The 17898-nt window shown below is 70.2% G+C and carries 16 protein-coding genes; 12 read left to right on the forward strand and 4 right to left on the reverse strand.

All coding sequences use genetic code 11. The features are described from left to right. Nucleotides 1-42: 42 nt before the first annotated feature. Nucleotides 43-1659 carry a thiamine pyrophosphate-binding protein gene (locus tag ABEA33_RS04960; protein WP_345525507.1) on the reverse strand — a complete coding sequence of 539 codons (1617 nt, stop codon included), beginning with the start codon at nt 1657-1659 and terminating at the stop codon, nt 43-45. Nucleotides 1660-1942: 283 nt separating this feature from the next. Between ABEA33_RS04960 and ABEA33_RS04965 the strand changes: the two genes are divergently transcribed. From ABEA33_RS04965 to ABEA33_RS04985, 5 genes are all read left to right on the forward strand, one after another. Then, nucleotides 1943-2932: a PDR/VanB family oxidoreductase gene (locus ABEA33_RS04965; RefSeq protein ID WP_345525508.1), complete on the forward strand. Its 990-nt coding sequence runs from the start codon at nt 1943-1945 to the stop codon at nt 2930-2932. A gap of 354 nt (nt 2933-3286) precedes the next feature. After that, the gene (locus ABEA33_RS04970) at nt 3287-4111 is read left to right on the forward strand and encodes an SDR family oxidoreductase (protein WP_345525509.1); all 825 of its coding nucleotides are present in this window, start codon (nt 3287-3289) and stop codon (nt 4109-4111) included. A gap of 263 nt (nt 4112-4374) precedes the next feature. Then, nucleotides 4375-7197, forward strand: a complete 2823-nt coding sequence (locus ABEA33_RS04975) for an aconitate hydratase (protein ID WP_345525510.1) — start codon at nt 4375-4377, stop codon at nt 7195-7197. A 132-nt stretch (nt 7198-7329) separates the two neighbouring features. Next, entirely contained in the window at nt 7330-7629 is a 300-nt protein-coding gene (locus ABEA33_RS04980; RefSeq protein ID WP_345525511.1) for an MTH1187 family thiamine-binding protein, read from the forward strand. Beyond that, nucleotides 7629-8315, forward strand: coding sequence for a thioredoxin-like domain-containing protein (locus ABEA33_RS04985; protein WP_345525513.1), 687 nt, complete (start codon nt 7629-7631; stop codon nt 8313-8315). Before ABEA33_RS04980 ends, ABEA33_RS04985 begins: the two co-directional genes overlap by 1 nt. Nucleotides 8316-8318: 3 nt before the next feature. On the opposite strand, the gene ABEA33_RS04990 is transcribed toward ABEA33_RS04985, so the two are convergent. Continuing rightward, nucleotides 8319-9110, reverse strand: a complete 792-nt coding sequence (locus tag ABEA33_RS04990; RefSeq protein WP_345525514.1) for a GNAT family N-acetyltransferase — start codon at nt 9108-9110, stop codon at nt 8319-8321. 45 nt (nt 9111-9155) lie between these two features. Here ABEA33_RS04990 and ABEA33_RS04995 point away from each other — a divergent pair, with 45 nt between their 5' ends. The 5 genes from ABEA33_RS04995 (at nt 9156) to ABEA33_RS05015 (ending at nt 13725) form a co-directional block, all read left to right on the forward strand. Beyond that, the gene (locus ABEA33_RS04995) at nt 9156-9554 is read left to right on the forward strand and encodes a YjbQ family protein (protein WP_425577328.1); all 399 of its coding nucleotides are present in this window, start codon (nt 9156-9158) and stop codon (nt 9552-9554) included. Next, a complete protein-coding gene (locus ABEA33_RS05000; protein ID WP_345525517.1) occupies nt 9551-10363 on the forward strand; it encodes an inositol monophosphatase family protein in 813 nt (270 codons plus the stop codon). The genes ABEA33_RS04995 and ABEA33_RS05000 overlap by 4 nt, the downstream gene beginning before the upstream one ends. After that, on the forward strand, nt 10360-10989 hold the full coding sequence (locus ABEA33_RS05005) for an RNA polymerase sigma factor (protein ID WP_345525519.1): 630 nt from the start codon (nt 10360-10362) through the stop codon (nt 10987-10989). Before ABEA33_RS05000 ends, ABEA33_RS05005 begins: the two co-directional genes overlap by 4 nt. Beyond that, nucleotides 10982-11905 (forward strand): CU044_5270 family protein, encoded by a 924-nt coding sequence (locus ABEA33_RS05010; RefSeq protein ID WP_345525521.1) that lies wholly within the window; start codon nt 10982-10984, stop codon nt 11903-11905. Before ABEA33_RS05005 ends, ABEA33_RS05010 begins: the two co-directional genes overlap by 8 nt. Nucleotides 11906-12105: 200 nt before the next feature. After that, on the forward strand, nt 12106-13725 hold the full coding sequence (locus ABEA33_RS05015) for a hypothetical protein (RefSeq protein ID WP_345525522.1): 1620 nt from the start codon (nt 12106-12108) through the stop codon (nt 13723-13725). On the opposite strand, the gene ABEA33_RS05020 is transcribed toward ABEA33_RS05015, so the two are convergent. Beyond that, the gene (locus tag ABEA33_RS05020; protein ID WP_345525524.1) at nt 13697-14740 is read right to left on the reverse strand and encodes an S-adenosylmethionine:tRNA ribosyltransferase-isomerase; all 1044 of its coding nucleotides are present in this window, start codon (nt 14738-14740) and stop codon (nt 13697-13699) included. The genes ABEA33_RS05015 and ABEA33_RS05020 overlap by 29 nt on opposite strands. Continuing rightward, nucleotides 14737-15432: an SDR family NAD(P)-dependent oxidoreductase gene (locus ABEA33_RS05025; protein WP_345525525.1), complete on the reverse strand. Its 696-nt coding sequence runs from the start codon at nt 15430-15432 to the stop codon at nt 14737-14739. The genes ABEA33_RS05020 and ABEA33_RS05025 overlap by 4 nt, the downstream gene beginning before the upstream one ends. Nucleotides 15433-15504: 72 nt before the next feature. Here ABEA33_RS05025 and ABEA33_RS05030 point away from each other — a divergent pair, with 72 nt between their 5' ends. Next, nucleotides 15505-16071, forward strand: a complete 567-nt coding sequence (locus ABEA33_RS05030) for a GNAT family N-acetyltransferase (protein ID WP_345525526.1) — start codon at nt 15505-15507, stop codon at nt 16069-16071. Nucleotides 16072-16144: 73 nt separating this feature from the next. After that, nucleotides 16145-17758, forward strand: coding sequence for a peroxidase family protein (locus tag ABEA33_RS05035; RefSeq protein ID WP_345525527.1), 1614 nt, complete (start codon nt 16145-16147; stop codon nt 17756-17758). Nucleotides 17759-17898 lie beyond the last annotated feature (140 nt).

Here is a 17898-nt window from a genome sequence, read left to right on the forward strand (position 1 = left end):
TGCTTTGTCGAGACCATGCGGCGGGCGGCGAGTCAGCGCGGTTCACATACCAGGGTTGACAGTCGGATCCGCGTGCACCTCGATCACCGCGGGGCCGGTGACCGGGGCGAGATCGGAAACCGCCGCCTTGAGCTCGGCCACGCTCCTGGCCGTGACGCTGTGCGCGCCGAGCGCGCGGGCGAGAGTGGCCAACGAGGGCCAGCGCAGGAGCGAATGCCGCGGGTCAAGCCCGTGCTGCTGAAGCTTGGTGTATTCGGCGCCGTACGCGCCGTCGTTGAAGACCACCACCACGACGGGGACCTGATGCTGCACTGCCGTGGCCAGTTCGATCATCCCCATCATGGCGCCCCCGTCGCCCACCAGAGCCACCGTTGGCCTCTCGGGCGAAGCGATGGCGGCTCCGATGGCCGTGGCGATGCCGAGCCCGATCGAGGACCAGGCCAGGGTGTGCATGAACTTGCCGGAATCCTGCACGTGTAGGTACCGCCAGGTCGGCAAGACGAACCGGCCGGTGTCGCTGACCAGCACCTTGTCGGCAGGCAGCATCTCCTGCAGCGCGATCGCGGCGGTGCGCATGTCGAGCGTACTGTCGGTGCTCTCGTCCTCGTGGTCGTCGTACGGCGAGCGCTCGCTGACTCCTTGTCCCATCTCGGCCACCCGGAAGGACCCCGGCGGACGGAAGTCGATCTCGTTCAGCTGCTGCACCATGCTCATGGCGACATCGTTCGCATCGCCGTGAATCGCGACGGTGGGCGCTGTCCACTGTCCAATCCGCTCGGGATAGAGATCGCACTGGATCAGCGCACGGCCATCGAGCAGCCCTCCGTCAACCGTCGTGTTCGGGTTGAGTCCCGCTCCAAACGCGATCACGCAGTCAGCCTTGGCCATGACGTCGACCGCCCAGGGGTGCCCAAGACTCCCCATGATGCCGAGGTCGTAGGGATGCCCGAAGAACAAGTCCTTGCCAGAGGCGGTGGTGGCGAGGGGCGCCTGCAAGAGGTCTGCCAACTCCGCGATGGCTCGGCCGGCGCCCGAGCTGACTGCACCCTGCCCCGCTACCACGAGCGGCCGCCGAGCTGTCGCGACGATTCCAAGAGCAGCGTCGAGGGAGTCCTCATCGAGCCTCGGAGTCGTCCGGGCCACTGACGTCAGCGACGGTGCCAGGTAGTCGACGTCCTTGTTCTGCACATCGACCGGGATGTTCAGGACCAGAGGCGTCCTCGTCGTCGTCACCTGCTCGATCGCGGATCTCAACTCGTCAACCAGATGGGCGACGTCGCTCACAAGTCGATAGGACGCTCCTGTTGCCGAGAACAACGCGCGAAGATCGATGGACTGTGCGTGCCCCCGTCCTGCGGGTGTGTCGCCCGTCAGGAGCAGGAGCGGGCTGTGCGCCCTCACTGCCTCGACGACGGGGTTCAGGGTGTTGGCGGCGCCGGGGCCATGAGTCACCGTCACCACGCCGACGCGACCGCCTGCCCGGGCAAAGCCATCAGCCATGCTCGTGGCGCCGCGCTCGTCGACGGCACCGATATAGCGCCCGCGACCGTCCTCGACGTACTTCGCGACGTGGTCCATGTTGGCGTCGCCGATCAGCCCGAAGAGGTGGTCGACTCCACTGTCGAGAAGCGCCCGAGCAAGTGCCTCATACGCTTTCATTCTGCCTGCCGCCTTCCTGCCCCGCGCCCGCGCCGACATGCTCGGCGACACCACGCGCGCGACTTCAACCGAACCTACGGATCGGCGGGCCACCTCTGGCTCTGCAGGATGCCAATTCCTAGTCGCGGAACGGCCCTTGTATTGATGCTGCCGCCCCGATCGCCGGCGCGGCACATGTTCACGGCTGTTCCGCCAAGGGGAATCCGGCGTGACCGCGGACACGCCCGCGCCCGGGCCCTTCTAATCTGCGAACATCGGCCGACGCAACGAAGGGATAGGCCTCATGACGGAGGTTGCAGTGGTGCCGAAGGACAACATTCTTCGGGAGGAGACCATCGAGGTCGAAGTGACTCGAAAGGTCCAGGCGTCGCTCGACATCGCCACCCTTACCCTCAAGGCGACCTCCGGAGCAGACCTGCCCGCTTGGGAGCCCGGCGCGCATGTCGACGTGCTCCTGCCCGACGGCATGGTGCGCCAATACAGCCTGTGTGGCTCGACCAGCGGTCTCTCCAGATATCGAATCGGTGTCCTCCGAGACCCAGCGAGCCGTGGTGGCTCCGCCTATCTGCACGAGGGGCTCCGCGAGGGCGATCGCCTCCAGTTGCGTGGTCCGCGCAACCACTTCGAGCTACTGCCCGCCCAGCGCTATGTATTCGCCGCCGGCGGCATCGGAGTCACGCCCCTCGTCCCCATGGCCCGGGCCGCGCTGGCCGCTGGCGCCGACTTCGAGTTCATCTATTGCGCCCGCAGCCGCGAGGTGATGGCCTTCGCCGACGAACTGGAAGATGCGCTGGGCGGCCGACTCACTGTCAACGCGGATGACGAGTCGGGCCTGTTCGACTTGGCCGGATATTTCGCCGATGTCCGGCCTGACACGCTCGTCTACACGTGCGGGCCGGGACCGTTCATCGATGCAGTCGTCGGCGCCACGAAGGACTGGCCCAGCGGGACGGTCCATTTCGAGAGGTTCGAGCCGCTGGACTTCGACGCGGCGACGAACACGTCGTTCGAGGTCGAGCTCGCGAGCAGTGGCGCGGTTCTGACCGTGCCTGCTGACCGCTCCATCCTCTCGGTGCTCGGTGAGAACGGAGCACGCGTGCTGTCCTCATGCACGGAGGGAACGTGTGGCACCTGTGAGGTCGGGGTGCTCCGTGGAGGCGAGACCATTGAGCATCGCGACGCCGTGCTCAGCCCGGAGGAGCGAGAGAGCGGCGAGATGATGATGGTGTGCGTCTCGCGCTGCACCGGCGGCCGGCTGCTCCTCGACCTCTGATCACGCCTCAACGCATCTGGGCACCGCGGACGGGTCCGCGGTGCCCGGAGCCGTAGGAGGAGCGCGGTCGCTTTGCTGTCGACTGTGCACCTGTGAGCCGGCCTTCGCAGATGGCGCGCTTTGGGCGCGCTTTGCATCGCGGTCGGTCGCAGACGGACACCGACGCAACCAGCGGTCGAGACCACAAGTCCGCAGGTCAGCGGGCGTTTTCCTCCGCTGAGCGCAATCTGCAGCAAAGGATCGCGCTCACGCTCACGAGCATCCGCGTCTTCCCGATGACCCACCACATGGAGTGCGTAGCTCTGCTCACTCGCGCTTGAGTTCGAGTGCACTCCAGGTCGTACGTTCGCAAGCATGACTGCAAAGACCTGGTTCATCACCGGCGCGTCCCGCGGCTTCGGGCGTGAGTGGACGATGGCCGCTCTCGAGCGCGGCGACCGCGTGGCCGCCACCGCTCGCGACATCAGCAGGCTCGACGACCTGGTCCAGAAGTACGGCGATACGGTCCTCGCGCTCCAGCTCGACGTCACCGACCGAGCGGCCGACTTCGCCGCCGTACAGCAGGCGCACCAGCACTTCGGTCGCCTCGATGTCGTGGTCAACAACGCCGGCTACGGCCAGTTCGGCATGGTCGAGGAGCTCAGCGAGGACGACTTCCGCGCCCAGCTCGAGACCAACGTGTTCGGCGCCATGTGGGTCACCCAGGCCGCGCTGCCGCTGCTGCGGGAGCAGGGGTCCGGCCACATCCTCCAGGTGTCCTCGATCGGCGGCATCTCGGCGTTCCCCAACGTCGGCGCCTACCACGCCTCCAAGTGGGCACTGGAGGGCTTCTCCCAGGCGCTCGCCCAGGAGGTCGCCGACTTCGGGATCCACGTGACCCTGATCGAGCCCGGCGGCTTCTCGACCGACTGGGCCGGGCCATCGGCCAAGCACGCGACCGCGCTGGCGGCGTACGACGACCTGCGCGAGAAGGCCCAGCAGTGGCGAGCGGCCCGCTCCGCGCAGCCGGGTGACCCGACCGCCTCGGCCCGCGCCGTGCTGGCCGTCGTCGACGCGGAGGAGCCGCCGCTGCGGGTCTTCTTCGGTACGGCGCCGATCGGCATCGCGACGGCCGACTACGAGTCACGCCTCGCGACCTGGCAGAAGTGGCAGCACGTCGCGGAGCTTGCGCAGGGCTGACGGCCGCGCGGGTTTCCCCGGCTGCCCGGGGAAACCCGCGGACACGCCGTTGCAGCAACGGCGTGTCCGCAAGTTTCGGCTGACCACCCCGCGGGTTGACTTCGCAACCCATTCGACATCGTGTATCTTGACATCAAGAGATATCCCTCCGTGCCCCGCCTGACAGAGTCCCGTGACCGAGTTAGGGGAGCCTTGCTTTTCCCGCACTCGACAGCGGCGGCAGGATGGGAGACGCGATCTGGACGACGACGAGACATCAGGAGATGACTGCTGTGGCCAGTCAGGACAGCTTCGGTGCCAAGGGCACCTTGGACGTGGACGGCAAGTCCTACGAGATCTTCCGCCTCGACGCGGTCGAGGGTGACGGCCTGGATGTCAAGTCCCTTCCGTTCAGCCTCAAGGTGCTTCTCGAGAACCTCCTCCGCACTGAGGACGGCGCGGACATCACCGCCGACGACATCAAGGCGATCGCCGGCTGGGACGCGGACGCGGACCCCAGCAAGGAGATCCAGTTCACCCCGGCACGCGTGATCATGCAGGACTTCACCGGCGTCCCGTGCGTCGTCGACCTCGCCACCATGCGTGAGGCGATGGCCGACCTCGGCGGCGACCCGACCAAGATCAACCCGCTCGCGCCCGCCGAGATGGTCATCGACCACTCCGTGATCGCCGACGTCTTCGGCACCCCCGAGGCCTTCGAGCGCAACGTCGAGATCGAGTACGAGCGCAACCGCGAGCGCTACCAGTTCCTGCGGTGGGGCCAGGGCGCGTTCGACGACTTCAAGGTCGTCCCGCCGGGCACCGGCATCGTCCACCAGGTCAACATCGAGCACCTCGCGCGCACCGTCTTCACTCGTGAGGTCGACGGCGAGCTCCAGGCCTACCCCGACACCTGCGTCGGCACCGACTCCCACACCACGATGGTCAACGGCATCGGCGTGGTCGGCTGGGGCGTCGGTGGCATCGAGGCCGAGGCCGCGATGCTCGGCCAGCCCGTGTCGATGCTGATCCCGCGCGTCGTCGGCTTCAAGCTCTTCGGCGACCTGCCCGAGGGCGCGACCGCGACCGACCTGGTCCTCACGATCACCGAGATGCTGCGCAAGCACGGGGTCGTCGGCAAGTTCGTCGAGTTCTACGGCCCCGGCGTCTCGGTGCTGCCGCTGGCCAACCGCGCCACCATCGGCAACATGAGCCCGGAGTTCGGCTCCACGATCGCGGTCTTCCCGATCGACGCCGAGACCACCAAGTACCTCAAGCTCACCGGCCGCTCCGAGGAGCAGCTCGCGCTGGTGGAGGCGTACGCCAAGGAGCAGGGCCTCTGGCACGACCCGGACGCCGAGCCGCGCTTCTCCGAGAAGCTCGAGCTCGACATGGCGACCGTCGTACCGTCGCTGGCCGGTCCCAAGCGCCCGCAGGACCGCGTCTCGCTGTCCGAGGCCAAGGACTCCTTCCGTACGGCGCTCGCCGACTACGTCGACGACTCCGGCCAGGAGAACGGGTACGACGAGGCCGTCGCCGAGTCGTTCCCCGCCTCGGACGCCCCGAGCAACGGTCACGGCGAGGCGGCGCCCAACGAGCTGCCCCACGCCACCCCGGTGGCCGGCGCGGGTCGCCCGAGCAACCCGGCTCAGGTGACCCTGGCGGACGGCACGTCGTTCGAGCTCGACCACGGCGCGGTCACGATCGCGGCCATCACGTCGTGCACCAACACGTCCAACCCGTCGGTGATGATCGGCGCGGCGCTGCTCGCCAAGAAGGCCGTCGAGAAGGGCCTCGAGCGCAAGCCGTGGGTCAAGACGACGCTGGCCCCCGGCTCCAAGGTGGTCTCGGACTACTACAACAAGTCGGGCCTCACGCCGTACCTGGACAAGCTCGGCTTCAACCTCGTCGGCTACGGCTGCACCACCTGCATCGGCAACTCCGGCCCGCTGATCCCCGAGGTCAGCCAGGCCGTCAACGACAACGACCTCGCGGTCGTGTCGGTGCTGTCGGGCAACCGCAACTTCGAGGGCCGGATCAACCCGGACATCAAGATGAACTACCTCGCGTCGCCGCCGCTGGTCGTTGCCTACGCGCTGGCCGGCTCGATGGACGTCGACCTGTTCACCGACCCGCTCGGCAAGGACACGGACGGCAACGACGTGTTCATGAAGGACATCTGGCCGACTCCGACCGAGATCGAGGAGGTCATCGCCGCGGCGATCAACTCCGACATGTTCGACGAGAGCTACCAGGACGTGTTCGCCGGCGACGAGGCCTGGCAGTCGCTGCCGACCCCCGAGGGCAAGACATTCGAGTGGGACCCGGAGTCGACGTACGTCCGCAAGCCCCCGTACTTCGACGGCATGCCCGAGAAGCCGGAGGCCGTGACCGACATCGAGGGCGCGCGCGTGCTGCTCAAGCTGGGCGACTCGGTGACCACCGACCACATCAGCCCGGCCGGTGCGATCAAGAAGGACTCGCCGGCGGGGAAGTACCTCGCCGAGCACGGCGTCGGTCAGCGGGACTTCAACTCCTACGGCTCACGCCGTGGCAACCACGAGGTCATGATCCGCGGCACGTTCGCCAACATCCGCCTGCGCAACCAGCTGGCTCCCGGGACCGAGGGTGGCTTCACCCGCGACTTCACGTTGGACGACGCTCCTGTCACCACCGTGTTCGAGGCCTCCGAGAACTACATCGCGGCAGGTACTCCGCTGGTCGTGCTGTGCGGCAAGGAGTACGGCTCCGGCTCGTCGCGTGACTGGGCGGCCAAGGGCACCTCGCTGCTGGGCGTCAAGGCGGTCATCGCCGAGTCGTACGAGCGCATCCACCGCTCGAACCTGATCGGCATGGGCGTGATCCCGCTGCAGTTCCCCGAGGGTGAGAGCGCCGAGTCGCTCGGCCTGACCGGCGAGGAGACGTTCTCGATCACCGGCATCACCGAGCTCAACGAGGGTCGGACGCCGAAGACCGTCAAGGTCAAGGCAGGCGATGTGGAGTTCGACGCCGTCGTCCGTATCGACACCCCCGGCGAGGCGAACTACTACCGCAACGGCGGCATCATGCAGTACGTGCTCCGCAACCTGCGGGCGCAGTCGGCCTGACCTGATCGCCGAGTCGGCGCAGATTGACCCACGAGTCGGCGCAAAGTGACCCCAGCCAGGGGTCACTTTGCGCCGACTCGGCATTTCGGCCCTGGCGCGGCTGCGCCTGGAGTCACTGGATACCGTCTCACCATGATCGTGGCGTTCAGCATCTCCCCGACCACCGGCGACGACACCGGCAGCGTGTCCGAGGCGGTGGCCGCCGCCGTACGAGTGGTCCGCGAGTCCGGGCTGCCCAACGAGACCAACTCGATGTTCACCAACATCGAGGGGGAGTGGGACGAGGTGATGGCCGTCGTGAAGCGGGCCGTCGAGGTCGTCGCCGAGGTCTCGCCGCGGGTCGGGCTGGTGCTCAAGGCCGACATCCGGGCAGGGTTCACGGGCGAGATGACCGCCAAGGTCGAGCGCGTCGAGCGGCTCTTGGAGGACTGATGTCGGACATCCCGCCGCCGCCGTCGTACCCACCACCGCCGCCGCCCTACCCACCGCCGGGCGCGCCCGAGCCGAGCCTGGTGGCGTCGTTCGGACCGGAGCCGCCGCGTCGCTCGCGGGGTCCGGTGATCGCACTGGCGGCCATCGGCGTGGCGATCGTGGTCGCGCTCGCCGTGGCCGTCCCGATGCTCCTCACCGAGGACTCGGTCCCCAGCGACCTGGCGGCCGTGAAGTCGTACGACGACCTGTCGGCCGACCACACGCCGGACGACGTCGACTACCCGCAGAGCCCGCCCGTCGGCGGTGAGCACGCGCCGGAGTGGCTGGACTGCGGCGTGTACGACGTGCCGGTGCGGGAGGAGAACGCCGTCCACGACCTGGAGCACGGCACGGTCTGGATCAGCTACGACCCGGACCTGGGCGACGGCGACGTCGACGAGCTCGCCGAGGAGCTGCCGCAGAACGGCATCCTGGCGCCGTACCCCGGCCTCACCGCACCCGTGGTGGTGACGGTCTGGGGCAGGCAGCTGGCGCTCGACGGCGCCGACGACCCGAGGCTGGAGCTCTTCATCCGGACGTACGGCGGCGGGGAGACCGCGCCGGAGCCCAACGTGACGTGTGCCGGTGGCGTCTCGGACCCGAACGGTGGCACTGGGTCCGCCGGTGGGTCCGGCACTGACGTCTGATCGTCACGCGGGCCGGGTGAGCTCGGCCGTCAGCTGCACCTCGGAGTCGACGAAGCCGACCGAGCGGTAGACCCGGATCACGTGGTAGCCGGGGTCGGCGACGGTCACGAGCGTGGTCGCACCGAGGCGCTCGAAGGCATCGGCTCCGGCAGCGTGGACGAGTGACCCCGCGACCCCACGGCCGCGTGCCTCGGGGTGGGTCTGCACCTCCTGGAAGCGGGCGACCCTGCTGCCGGCGCGCACGATCCCCATCGTGGCGACGAGACGGCCCCGGTCGAAGGCGCCGTACCAGACGCTGTGACCGTCCTCGGTGATCCGTCGCTCGGCGGCGGCCTTGCGGTGCGTGAAGTCACCGAACCCGTCCGAGCCGCCGTCGTGGCAGGCCAGGTCGAGCGAGACCCGCTGGGCCCAGTCGTCGTCGCCCCTCAGCGGTCGGAAGAGCGCGGTCGCGTTGGGACGCGGCGGCGGGAGGACGCGGGTCGCGGTGAGGACGACCGCCGTGTCGACGGCGTACCCGGCGTCCGCGAACGCCGCCAGCTCGGCGACCTGCCCGTCGGGGGAGTCGACGCCGAACGCACGGTGCCTGATCCCGGGCAGCTCGCGGGCGAAGAGCTCCTCGACGAGGCCGAGGTCGCGTCGCAACGGGGCGCGACGCAGGAGCACGAAGTTGCCCCAGCGGTATCCCGGGTTGTCGGGGGTTCGGACGACGATGTACGTCGGGTGCTGCTCGATCTCGCTACCCGACAGCGCGAGGATCGCGAGGTCGGTGCGCCAGCTGCAGGAGAGGACTTCCATGCGCGGACGTTAGCGGCCCGATGCCACGATGGTCCTATGGATTCGATGACAGTGGAGTTACGGACTGGACACGACGAGGTCGTGCTCGACCTGACGGAAGAGTCCCGTGACTTCGTGGCGGGTCGCGGTGACGGGCTGCTCAACGTGTTCGTGCCGCACGCGACCGCTGGCATCGCGATCATCGAGACCGGAGCCGGCAGCGACGACGACCTGCTGGCCGCCCTCGGTGACCTGCTGCCGGCCGACGACCGGTGGCGGCACCGGCACGGTAGCCGCGGGCACGGTCGCTCACACGTGATGCCGGCGATCGTGCCACCGCACGCCACGGTCCCGGTGCTCGACGGCCGGCTCGCGCTCGGCACCTGGCAGAGCATCTGCCTGGTCGACCTCAACGTGGACAACTCGACCCGCGAGGTCCGCTTCTGGTTCCTGCGCAGCGCATGACGGACGCGATCCTGGCCATCGATGCTGCCGAAGCCGGTGCGGGCATCGTGTGTGCGCAGTACGGCGTCCAGGTGGAGCGCTTCGCGAAGTCGTCGACCGACTTCGCGACGACCGCTGACCTCGCGGCCGAGCAGGCGATCCTCGACGTGCTGCGCGCGGCCCGCCCCGATGACGCGATCCTGGGGGAGGAGGGCGGACGGACCGGCCGTGCGGGCGCGACTCGTACATGGCTGGTCGACCCGCTGTGCGGGACGCTCAACTTCGCGGCGCAGACTCCGCTGATCGCCGTCAACGTCGCGCTCCGCGATGGCGGCGTCGTCACCGCCGCTGCTTCGGCCGATCCGATCGCCGACGAGGTCTTCTGGACGGATGGCGGCGGTGCGTGGCTCCGGTCGGGCGGCGCCGACACGGCACTGGAGCCGTCGTCCGTCTCGACGCTGGTCGACGTCAACCTCGACGCCGTCGACCCGGATCCCGGTGGCTTCCGCCCAGCCGCGCTGCTCGGGCACCCCGACTTCCGGAGTCGGTACGGCGGCCGAGTGCTGTCCACGACGCTGGCCCTGGTCTGGGTGGCGGCCGGCCGGCGGGCGGCGTACGTCACGGACGGGCACTTCGAGGACAACGTGCACTTCGCGGCCGGCATCGCGATCTGTCGAGCAGCCGGCTGCGTCGTCACCGACCTGCGCGGCGGCGAGGTCGACTCGGCTGGTGGCAGCGGCCTGCTGGTGGCGGCGGACGAGGAGACCCACCGGCAACTGCTCGAGCTCTGCGTGAACTCGGGCGAGGGGATCGGGAAAGAACAGGTGTGAGCACACCGAACCCCCCACCCTGGAACGGCCAGACGGATCCGCAGGTCGTCGCCGTCTCGGTCCACGAGCCGGCGGCGTTCGCGGAGATCTACGCCCGCCATGCCGACGACGTACACCGATATCTCCGTCGCCGCCTCGGGAGCGACGTCGCCGACGACCTGACGGCGGACACCTTCGTGGCCGCGTTCGGTGCGAGAGCCGGGTTCGACCGGGCCGCGCCCAGCGCGCGGCCGTGGCTGTTCGGCATCGCGAGCAACCTCGCCGCCAAGCACCGTCGCAGCGAGCTCCGTGGACTGCGCGCCTATGCGCGCACGGGCGTCGACCCGGTGGCGAGCTCGTGGTCGGACGGCGCCGACGACCGGGTCAGCGCGCAGGCGATGAACCGGGAGCTGGCCAGCGCCCTCTCCGAGCTCTCTGCGGGCGACCGCGACGTACTGCTGCTGGTCGCCTGGGCGGAGCTGAGCTACGCCGAGGTTGCCGACGCTCTGCAGCTGCCTGTCGGGACCGTCCGGTCCCGGCTCAACCGCGCGCGCCGCAAGGTGCGCACGACGTTGTCACCCGGGACGGAGCGTGTCGCCATCCGCCCGTTGACCGCCCTCGAGACACGTGGAGGAAACCATGGATGACTTGACCCTCGTGCGCGAGTTCCGCGCCGACGCCCCTGCCGGAGCGCCGGCTGCCGCCCGCGAGGCCCTGCTGGACGCCATGGAGACGCGTCGCCGAGCGCGCGGCCGATGGCCGGCGGCCGCGGCCGCGGTGGCGGCGGTCGCCGTCACCGCCCTGGTCGTGCAGACCGGCCCGGCTGCCTCACCGAGCGCCGCTGTCGTGCTCGGACGGGCCGCGGCGGCCGCGGCCAGCGACCCGGTGCCGCGTCCACGTGACGACCAGTGGGTCCTCCAGACGATGTACGGCGGAGCCACCGACGGCGGACCCTTCGAGATGATCCCGGGCGAAGGCTGGATGCGCTTCGACGGCACGCAGTTCGCCGCCGCACCCTCGGACCATCCCGAGCGCCTCCACGTGCAGGAGGTCCAGGTCGACCCCGAGATCCCGTCGCCGGCCGCGTGGTACGACGCCGCGGCCCAGCTGCCGCACGAGCCCGCGGCCCTGCTCGCGGCGCTGCGGGACGGTGGCCTCGCGGATGCCGACGGGGGGAGTGAGGCGGTGCGCAACTATGCCGCGGTCGTCGAGGCGCTCGGGCAGCCGGTGCTGCCCGCGCAGGCCCGGGCCGACCTCTTCCGCGCGCTGGCGACCATCCCGGGAGTCGCGATCGACGACGGCGCCGAGCCCGACCTGCTCGGCGACCCCGTGCTGGCGGTGACGCTCGACCGGGCGCCGGACGCGAGCGGGCTGCTCAGCCGCCGCGAGCTGCTGCTCGATCCCGACACCTACACCTACCGTGGTGTCCGGGTCACGGCGCTCGAGGACGGGCGGCTGGGGGGCGCTGGCGCCAAGGGCTTCGACGTCACGGCCGGGGAGACCTGGTACGAGGACGCGGTGGAGGACGCCGTGGTCGTCGACAGGCCGGGAGAGCGCGGCTGATCGTCATGGCGAAACCACCAACCGCCAGGGCGCTAGTCATCGTGGGCTATTGCCGGGCTCAGGCGTTGGCGAGACGATCGACGATCTCGGCACCGTGATGCGCGTCCCCTCGAGGTCGGCCGCCGCTCGGGCCTCCTCCACGACGCCCGGTGACCGGGCGCCCATGTCCGGCTGCCCGCGCCCACGGAAGCGACAGCGTCATGGCCACCACCGCACCTGCCAACCACCCGATCGTCGTCGCCGAGGGCACACCGGCGGACGTCGAGGTCCGAGACGAGCCACGGGTCCCCGAGTTCGACCCCCAGGTCGGGGTGCCCGGGTCGTTCACCTTCCCGGCGGCCCCGAAGGCGCAGCCGCCGCACCGCCTGGTCGTGATCGGGGACTCGCTGTCGCACGGCTTCCAGAGCGGCGCGATCTACAACACCGACATCTCCTACCCGGCGATCATCGCCTACGAGCTCGGGTGGTTCGACGACTACCGCTATCCGACGTACGGCGGCCCCGGAGGCCTTCCCCTCAACATCGAGTACCTGCTGCGCGACCTGGAGCGGCGCTACGGCGAGCAGGTCGACTGGTGGGAGATCCCGGGCGCCGTCTTCCACGGCCGGGCTCTGATGGACCAGATCGAGGACTACTGGGAGCGCGGGGCGGGGAGCGTCCCGCCGGCGGCCACCGGCATCAACCACGACCTGTCGGTCTACGGCTGGGACCTGCGCGACGCGCTGGCGCGGACCTACAACACCTGCGTGGCCGACATCAAGGCGCCCAAGGACGACCTGGTCAAGCAGGTCGTGCAGAGCAACGGGGCGCGAGCGGCGCTGCGGGTCTACCCGTCGGAGCACCCCGACGACACGCTGTTCGGCGCGGCCGCCCGCCTGGGCGCTGACACCCAGGGAGCGGACGCCGGGATCGAGACCCTGATCGTCTTCCTCGGTGCCAACAACGCGCTGCAGACGGTGACGAAACTCAAGGTCGAGTGGAGCGGCGCCGGCTACCAGGACCTGAAGAAGAAGGGCGCCTACACCGTGTGGCGCCCCACCCACTTCGCGAACGAGCTCGCCGAGGTCGTCGCGGAGGTCGAGAAGATCAACGCGCGGCACGTCATCTGGTGCACGGTCCCGCACGTGACGGTCCCGCCGATCAGCCGGGGCCTCGGCCAGAAGCTGCGGCCCGGATCGCGCTACTTCCCTTACTACACGCGGCCGTGGGTCGACGCCGCGCACTTCGACCCGCGCCAGGACCCGTGCATCACCGGCGACCAGGCGCGCGCCATCGACTCGGCGATCGACCAGTACAACGACGCGATCGTCGCGATGGTCGCCGCCGCCAGGAAGGGGCCGAAGAAGGACGCCCGGGACTGGCTCGTGCTCGATGTCGCCGGCCTGCTGGACCGACTGGCCTCGCGCCGCTACATCGAGGACGTCAACGCCCGCCCGCCGTGGTGGTCGCAGTACCCGCTCCCGGGCCCGGTCGCCGCGCTCAAGCCGACGATCGACTCGCGGTTCCTGGCCGGCGACGGCAAGGGCGGTCGGTCGGACGGCGGGCTGTTCTCGCTCGACGGCGTGCACCCGACGACGGTCGCCTACGGGATGATCGCCCAGGAGCTGATCACCATCATGCGGGGCGCCGGGGTGCTCTTCCGGCACGCCGGCGACCAGTCCGTACGCAGCGACCCCGTGACCGTCGACTTCGACCGGCTGATCCGCCGCGACTCCCTGGTCCGGAAGCCGCCGCAGAACCTCACGCCCGGCCTGAAGACCCTCGGCTGGGCCGACGAGGCCCTCGACCTCGTCAGGAACGCGGTCCACCTCGGCCGCTGACCGCGGCCGGCGGCAGCAGCAGCATCGAGTCGCCGAACTCGTGCCAGAGGTACGGCGGGGCGCCGGGAGCGCTGATGTCGGTGTACGCCCGGTCGACCAGGGGGCGGCCCGCGACGGCGGCGAGCAGCTGGAGGTGGCTCGCCTCGGGCTCGTGGAGGCCGGTGAGCAGACCGTCGACGACCCGGGTGGGCCACGACGGGTCGAGGACCAGCGACGTCCACCCAGCAGTAGGGACGACCTTCCCGCCGGCCACCGCGGACTCCAGCGCGCGGACCACCGTGGTCCCCACCGCTACCACCCGGCGACCCGCCGCGCGGGTGGAGTCGACGAGGCGGGCGGTCGCCGCCGGCACGGCGTACTCCTCAGGCTGCGGCGGCTCGTGCTTCTCCTGGCTGGCGACCCCGGTGTGCAGCACGATCGGGGCGACCGCCACGCCCGACGCCATCAGCGAGACCAGCAGCCGTGCGGTCAGAGGCCGTCCGGCGCTGGGCATCTCGGCGCTGCCGGGGTGGCGCGCGTAGACGTTCTGCAAGGCCTCGATCGGCCACTCGCCGTGCACGTAGCGGTAGCGGATCGGGTGCCCCCATCGGTTCAGGTACGCCGCCCGGTCCACCTCCGGCGACGGGAGCGTCCGCCACAGCCGGGACTGTCCTGCCGGGTGCGGCTCGATCACCCGGAGCGAGACACCACCGGGCAGGGCGAGCACCTCACCCGGCACAGGCGTCGCCGGACCGCTGTTGTCCGGCTGCCGGAGCTCGACCACCCAGCTGCCGTCGTCGAGCACCGTCGACACGTGGATGCCCCACCTCTCACCGGTCACGGCTGAGGGCAACGTCGCGCTGGTGTTCACGACCAGCAGGTCGCCGGGGCGCAGGTGGTCCGGCAGGTGGGTGGCCGTGGTGTGGACCGTCTCCTCCGGGGTCACGACGGCGAGCCGCACCTCGTCGCGGGCCACCCCGCGTGCCTCGGGCGGCACCGTCGCCTCGCGGATCGCTCCCTGGTCGGTGAGCGTCATGCGCGCACGACCGGCTCGAGGTCGGCGGCCCGGTGGCGGCCGCTCGCGAGGTCGCCGACGACCAGCGCCATCAGGCGGGGTACGACGGAGGCCGGGTCGGGACGGTCGCTGATGTCCTCGCCGGGGAACGCCGCCTGGTGCATCGCCGTACGCAGGTCACCGGGGTCGACGGCGTACACCCTGACCTCGGGCTCCTCCTCCGCGAGGATCCGCGTGGCGTGGTCGAGCGCGGCCTTGGAGGAGCCGTAGCCGCCCCAGGTCTCGTACGCCTCGACGGATGCGTCGGAGGTGAGGTTGAGGATCCGTCCGCGTCGGGCGCGCAGCTGCGGCAGCACCAGGGACGCGAGCGCGATCGGCGCCACCACGTTGACCTCCATCGTGCGCAGGTAGGTCTCCGGCTCGAGGTCGGCGAGTCGGGGGAGGGGGCTCACTCCCAACGTGCTCGCATTGTTGACCAGCAGGTCGGCGCCGCCGAGGTCGGCCGCCGACGCCGCGAGGGCGCCGCGGTGCCAGGAGTCGGTGACGTCGCCGGGTACGGCGAGGTGCGGTCCACCGGGCAGGGCAGCAACGGCCGCGTCCAGCCGTACGGCGTCGCGCGCATCCGCGACGACGGACCAGCCGGTCGAGGCGAGGGCGTGGGCGAGGGACAGGCCGAGCCCCTGCGAGGCTCCGGTAATCACAGCGACAGGCATGGAAGGTCTCTCCTAGGGTCAGATCACGCTGCGTGGGATCACGCTTGGTTCTCGACGAGGGTGCAAGTTGAAGTGAACTTCAAGTCAAGGGTTGCTCTGCCGGATGACCGGGAGTCGGTGCTGCGCGTGGTGGAGGAGGCGTTCGGTCCCGACGAGGGTCCGACGGTCGCTCGCCTGGTCACGGCGTTGGACGACGCCGGCAGCACAAGAGCGAGCATCGTCGCCGACGCCGAGGGGCAGGTCGTCGGACATGTCCAGCTGAGCCGCTCGTGGGTCGACGCCCGCGAGGCACTCGTCGATGTCCTGGTGCTCAGCCCCCTGTCGGTCGCCCCTGCGCACCAGCGCCAGGGGATCGGAGCAGAGCTCCTGCGCGCGGCCTTGGTCGAGGCCGAGCAGATCGGGTCGCCGGCCGTCTTCCTCGAGGGCGACCCGGGCTTCTACAGCGACCGCGGCTGGTCCGCCGCCGGCCCGCTGGGGTTCACCGCACCCTCCGCCCGGATCCCCGCACCGGCCTTCCAGGTCGTGCTGCTCCCGGCGTACGAGCCGTGGATGACGGGGGCGCTCGTCTACTGCGAGCCGTTCTGGGCACTCGACTGCGTCGGTCTGCGCGATCCACTGCTCGCCCAGCTCGGGGGCTAGACGGGGGACCTGCCGCTGGATATGGCCCCATTTGGCCACGCGGCACGCGTGCTCGACGGCCTAGCGTGACGAGATGAGCGCACGACACGGTTCGGAGAGCTTCTTCATCGAGGGCGAAGGCCTGGTCAACACCCAGCTGGGGGGACGGCATGGGGACCTGCCCGACCCGATCACGATGCCGGAGGCGGCGCCACCGGCTGCGCGCCGCGCGGGTGCTGCGCCGCCGTTCCGCTTCTCCCGGGTCGGCCCGCGCGGACGGGCTCTCGGTGAACCCCTGGCGCTGGCCATCGCCGACGCGATGACCAAGGGCGGTGGTGGCCGCGGTGACGTGCCGGCCGGCTACACCTACCTGGGCCAGTTCATCGACCATGACCTCACCATGGACGCGACCGACGTGGCCCTCGGCGAGGACGTGACGCCGGCCGAGCTGCTCCAGGGTCGCTCACCCACGCTGGACCTCGACTCCCTGTACGGCGCGGGGCCGGCGAATCCGGGCTCGGTCCGGTTCTACGAGTCGGACGGCGTGCACCTCAAGACCGGGACGACGATCCGCACCGGCCCGGACCGGGCCAAGCCGGGGCACGACCTGCCGCGAGTGGGGACCGGCGGGGTGAAGGCTCGGCGCAAGGCGCTGATCCCGGACCCGCGCAACGACGAGAACCTGATCGTCGCCCAGACGCACCTGTCGATGATCCGCTTCCACAACCGGGTCGCCGACAAGCTGCCCGCCAGCGTGCCCGCGCCGCAGCGCTTCCGGCGCGCCCGGAAGTCGGTCACCCTCCACTACCAGTGGCTGGTCCGCCACGACTACCTGCCGCGCATCGTCGACCCACGCGTCCTGGACGACGTCTTCACCAACGGGCGCAAGGTCGTGCAGCCGACCGCCGCTCCGACGGACATGCCCACGATGCCGGTCGAGTTCTCCGTGGCGGCGTTCCGGCTCGGGCACAGCATGATCCGACCCGTCTACGACTGGAACCGACGGTTCCCGCGTGGGGTGGGGTTCCTCGACTACATGTTCCAGTTCTCGGCCGCAGGGGGCGACCTCGGAGGGGCCGACCGGCTGCTGAGCAACTGGCTCGCGGATTGGCGCCGCATGTACGACTTCCCCGGTGGCGGGCATCCCGACCTGGCTCCGCCCGACGGGGTGAACATGGCCCAGCGCATCGACACCCTGCTGACGGATCCCCTGAAGAACCTGCCGCCGAGCACGTTCGGCGGCGGGGCCGGCATCCCGTTCGATGACCGTCGCCGCAACCTGGCGTTCCGGAACCTGACCCGCGCCTCCATGGTCCACCTGGCCAGCGGCCAGCAGATGGTGCAGAAGCTCCGTGCCTCCGGCGTCGCGGTCCAGCCGCTCAGCCGGCGGCAGATCCTCCAGGGCAGCGGTGGCGCGAGGGTCGCCGGACTGACCAAGCGGCAGGAGGACAGGCTGGTGGCGGACACACCGCTGTGGTTCTACATCCTGCGCGAAGCGGAGACGGGAGACGGTCGACTCAGGCGCGTCGGCGCCCGTCTCGTCGCGGAGACCATCCACCGGGCGATGGAGGGCAGCCGCTTCTCGATCGTGCGCGACCCCGGCTTCCGCCCCACGCTCGGCCGCGGTGACGTCTTCGAGATGACCGACCTGCTCTTCTTCGCCTTCGCGGGCAAGAAGACCGGCATCAACCCCCTCGGCGGCGCCTGAGCGCCGACCCTCGACCTCGGCGCGGCGTGGGGGCCGCCGCAGACGCTCCAAGTCAGCTCCCAGTCGGCCTCAAGAGGCTGGCGTCAGAGTCGTCCCACCAGACCACCTCTGAGTGCCACTTCTCGAATGGGAGCATCACC

The organism is Nocardioides endophyticus, from assembly GCF_039543845.1.
GTDB classification, from domain to species: Bacteria; Actinomycetota; Actinomycetes; order Propionibacteriales; family Nocardioidaceae; genus Nocardioides; species Nocardioides endophyticus.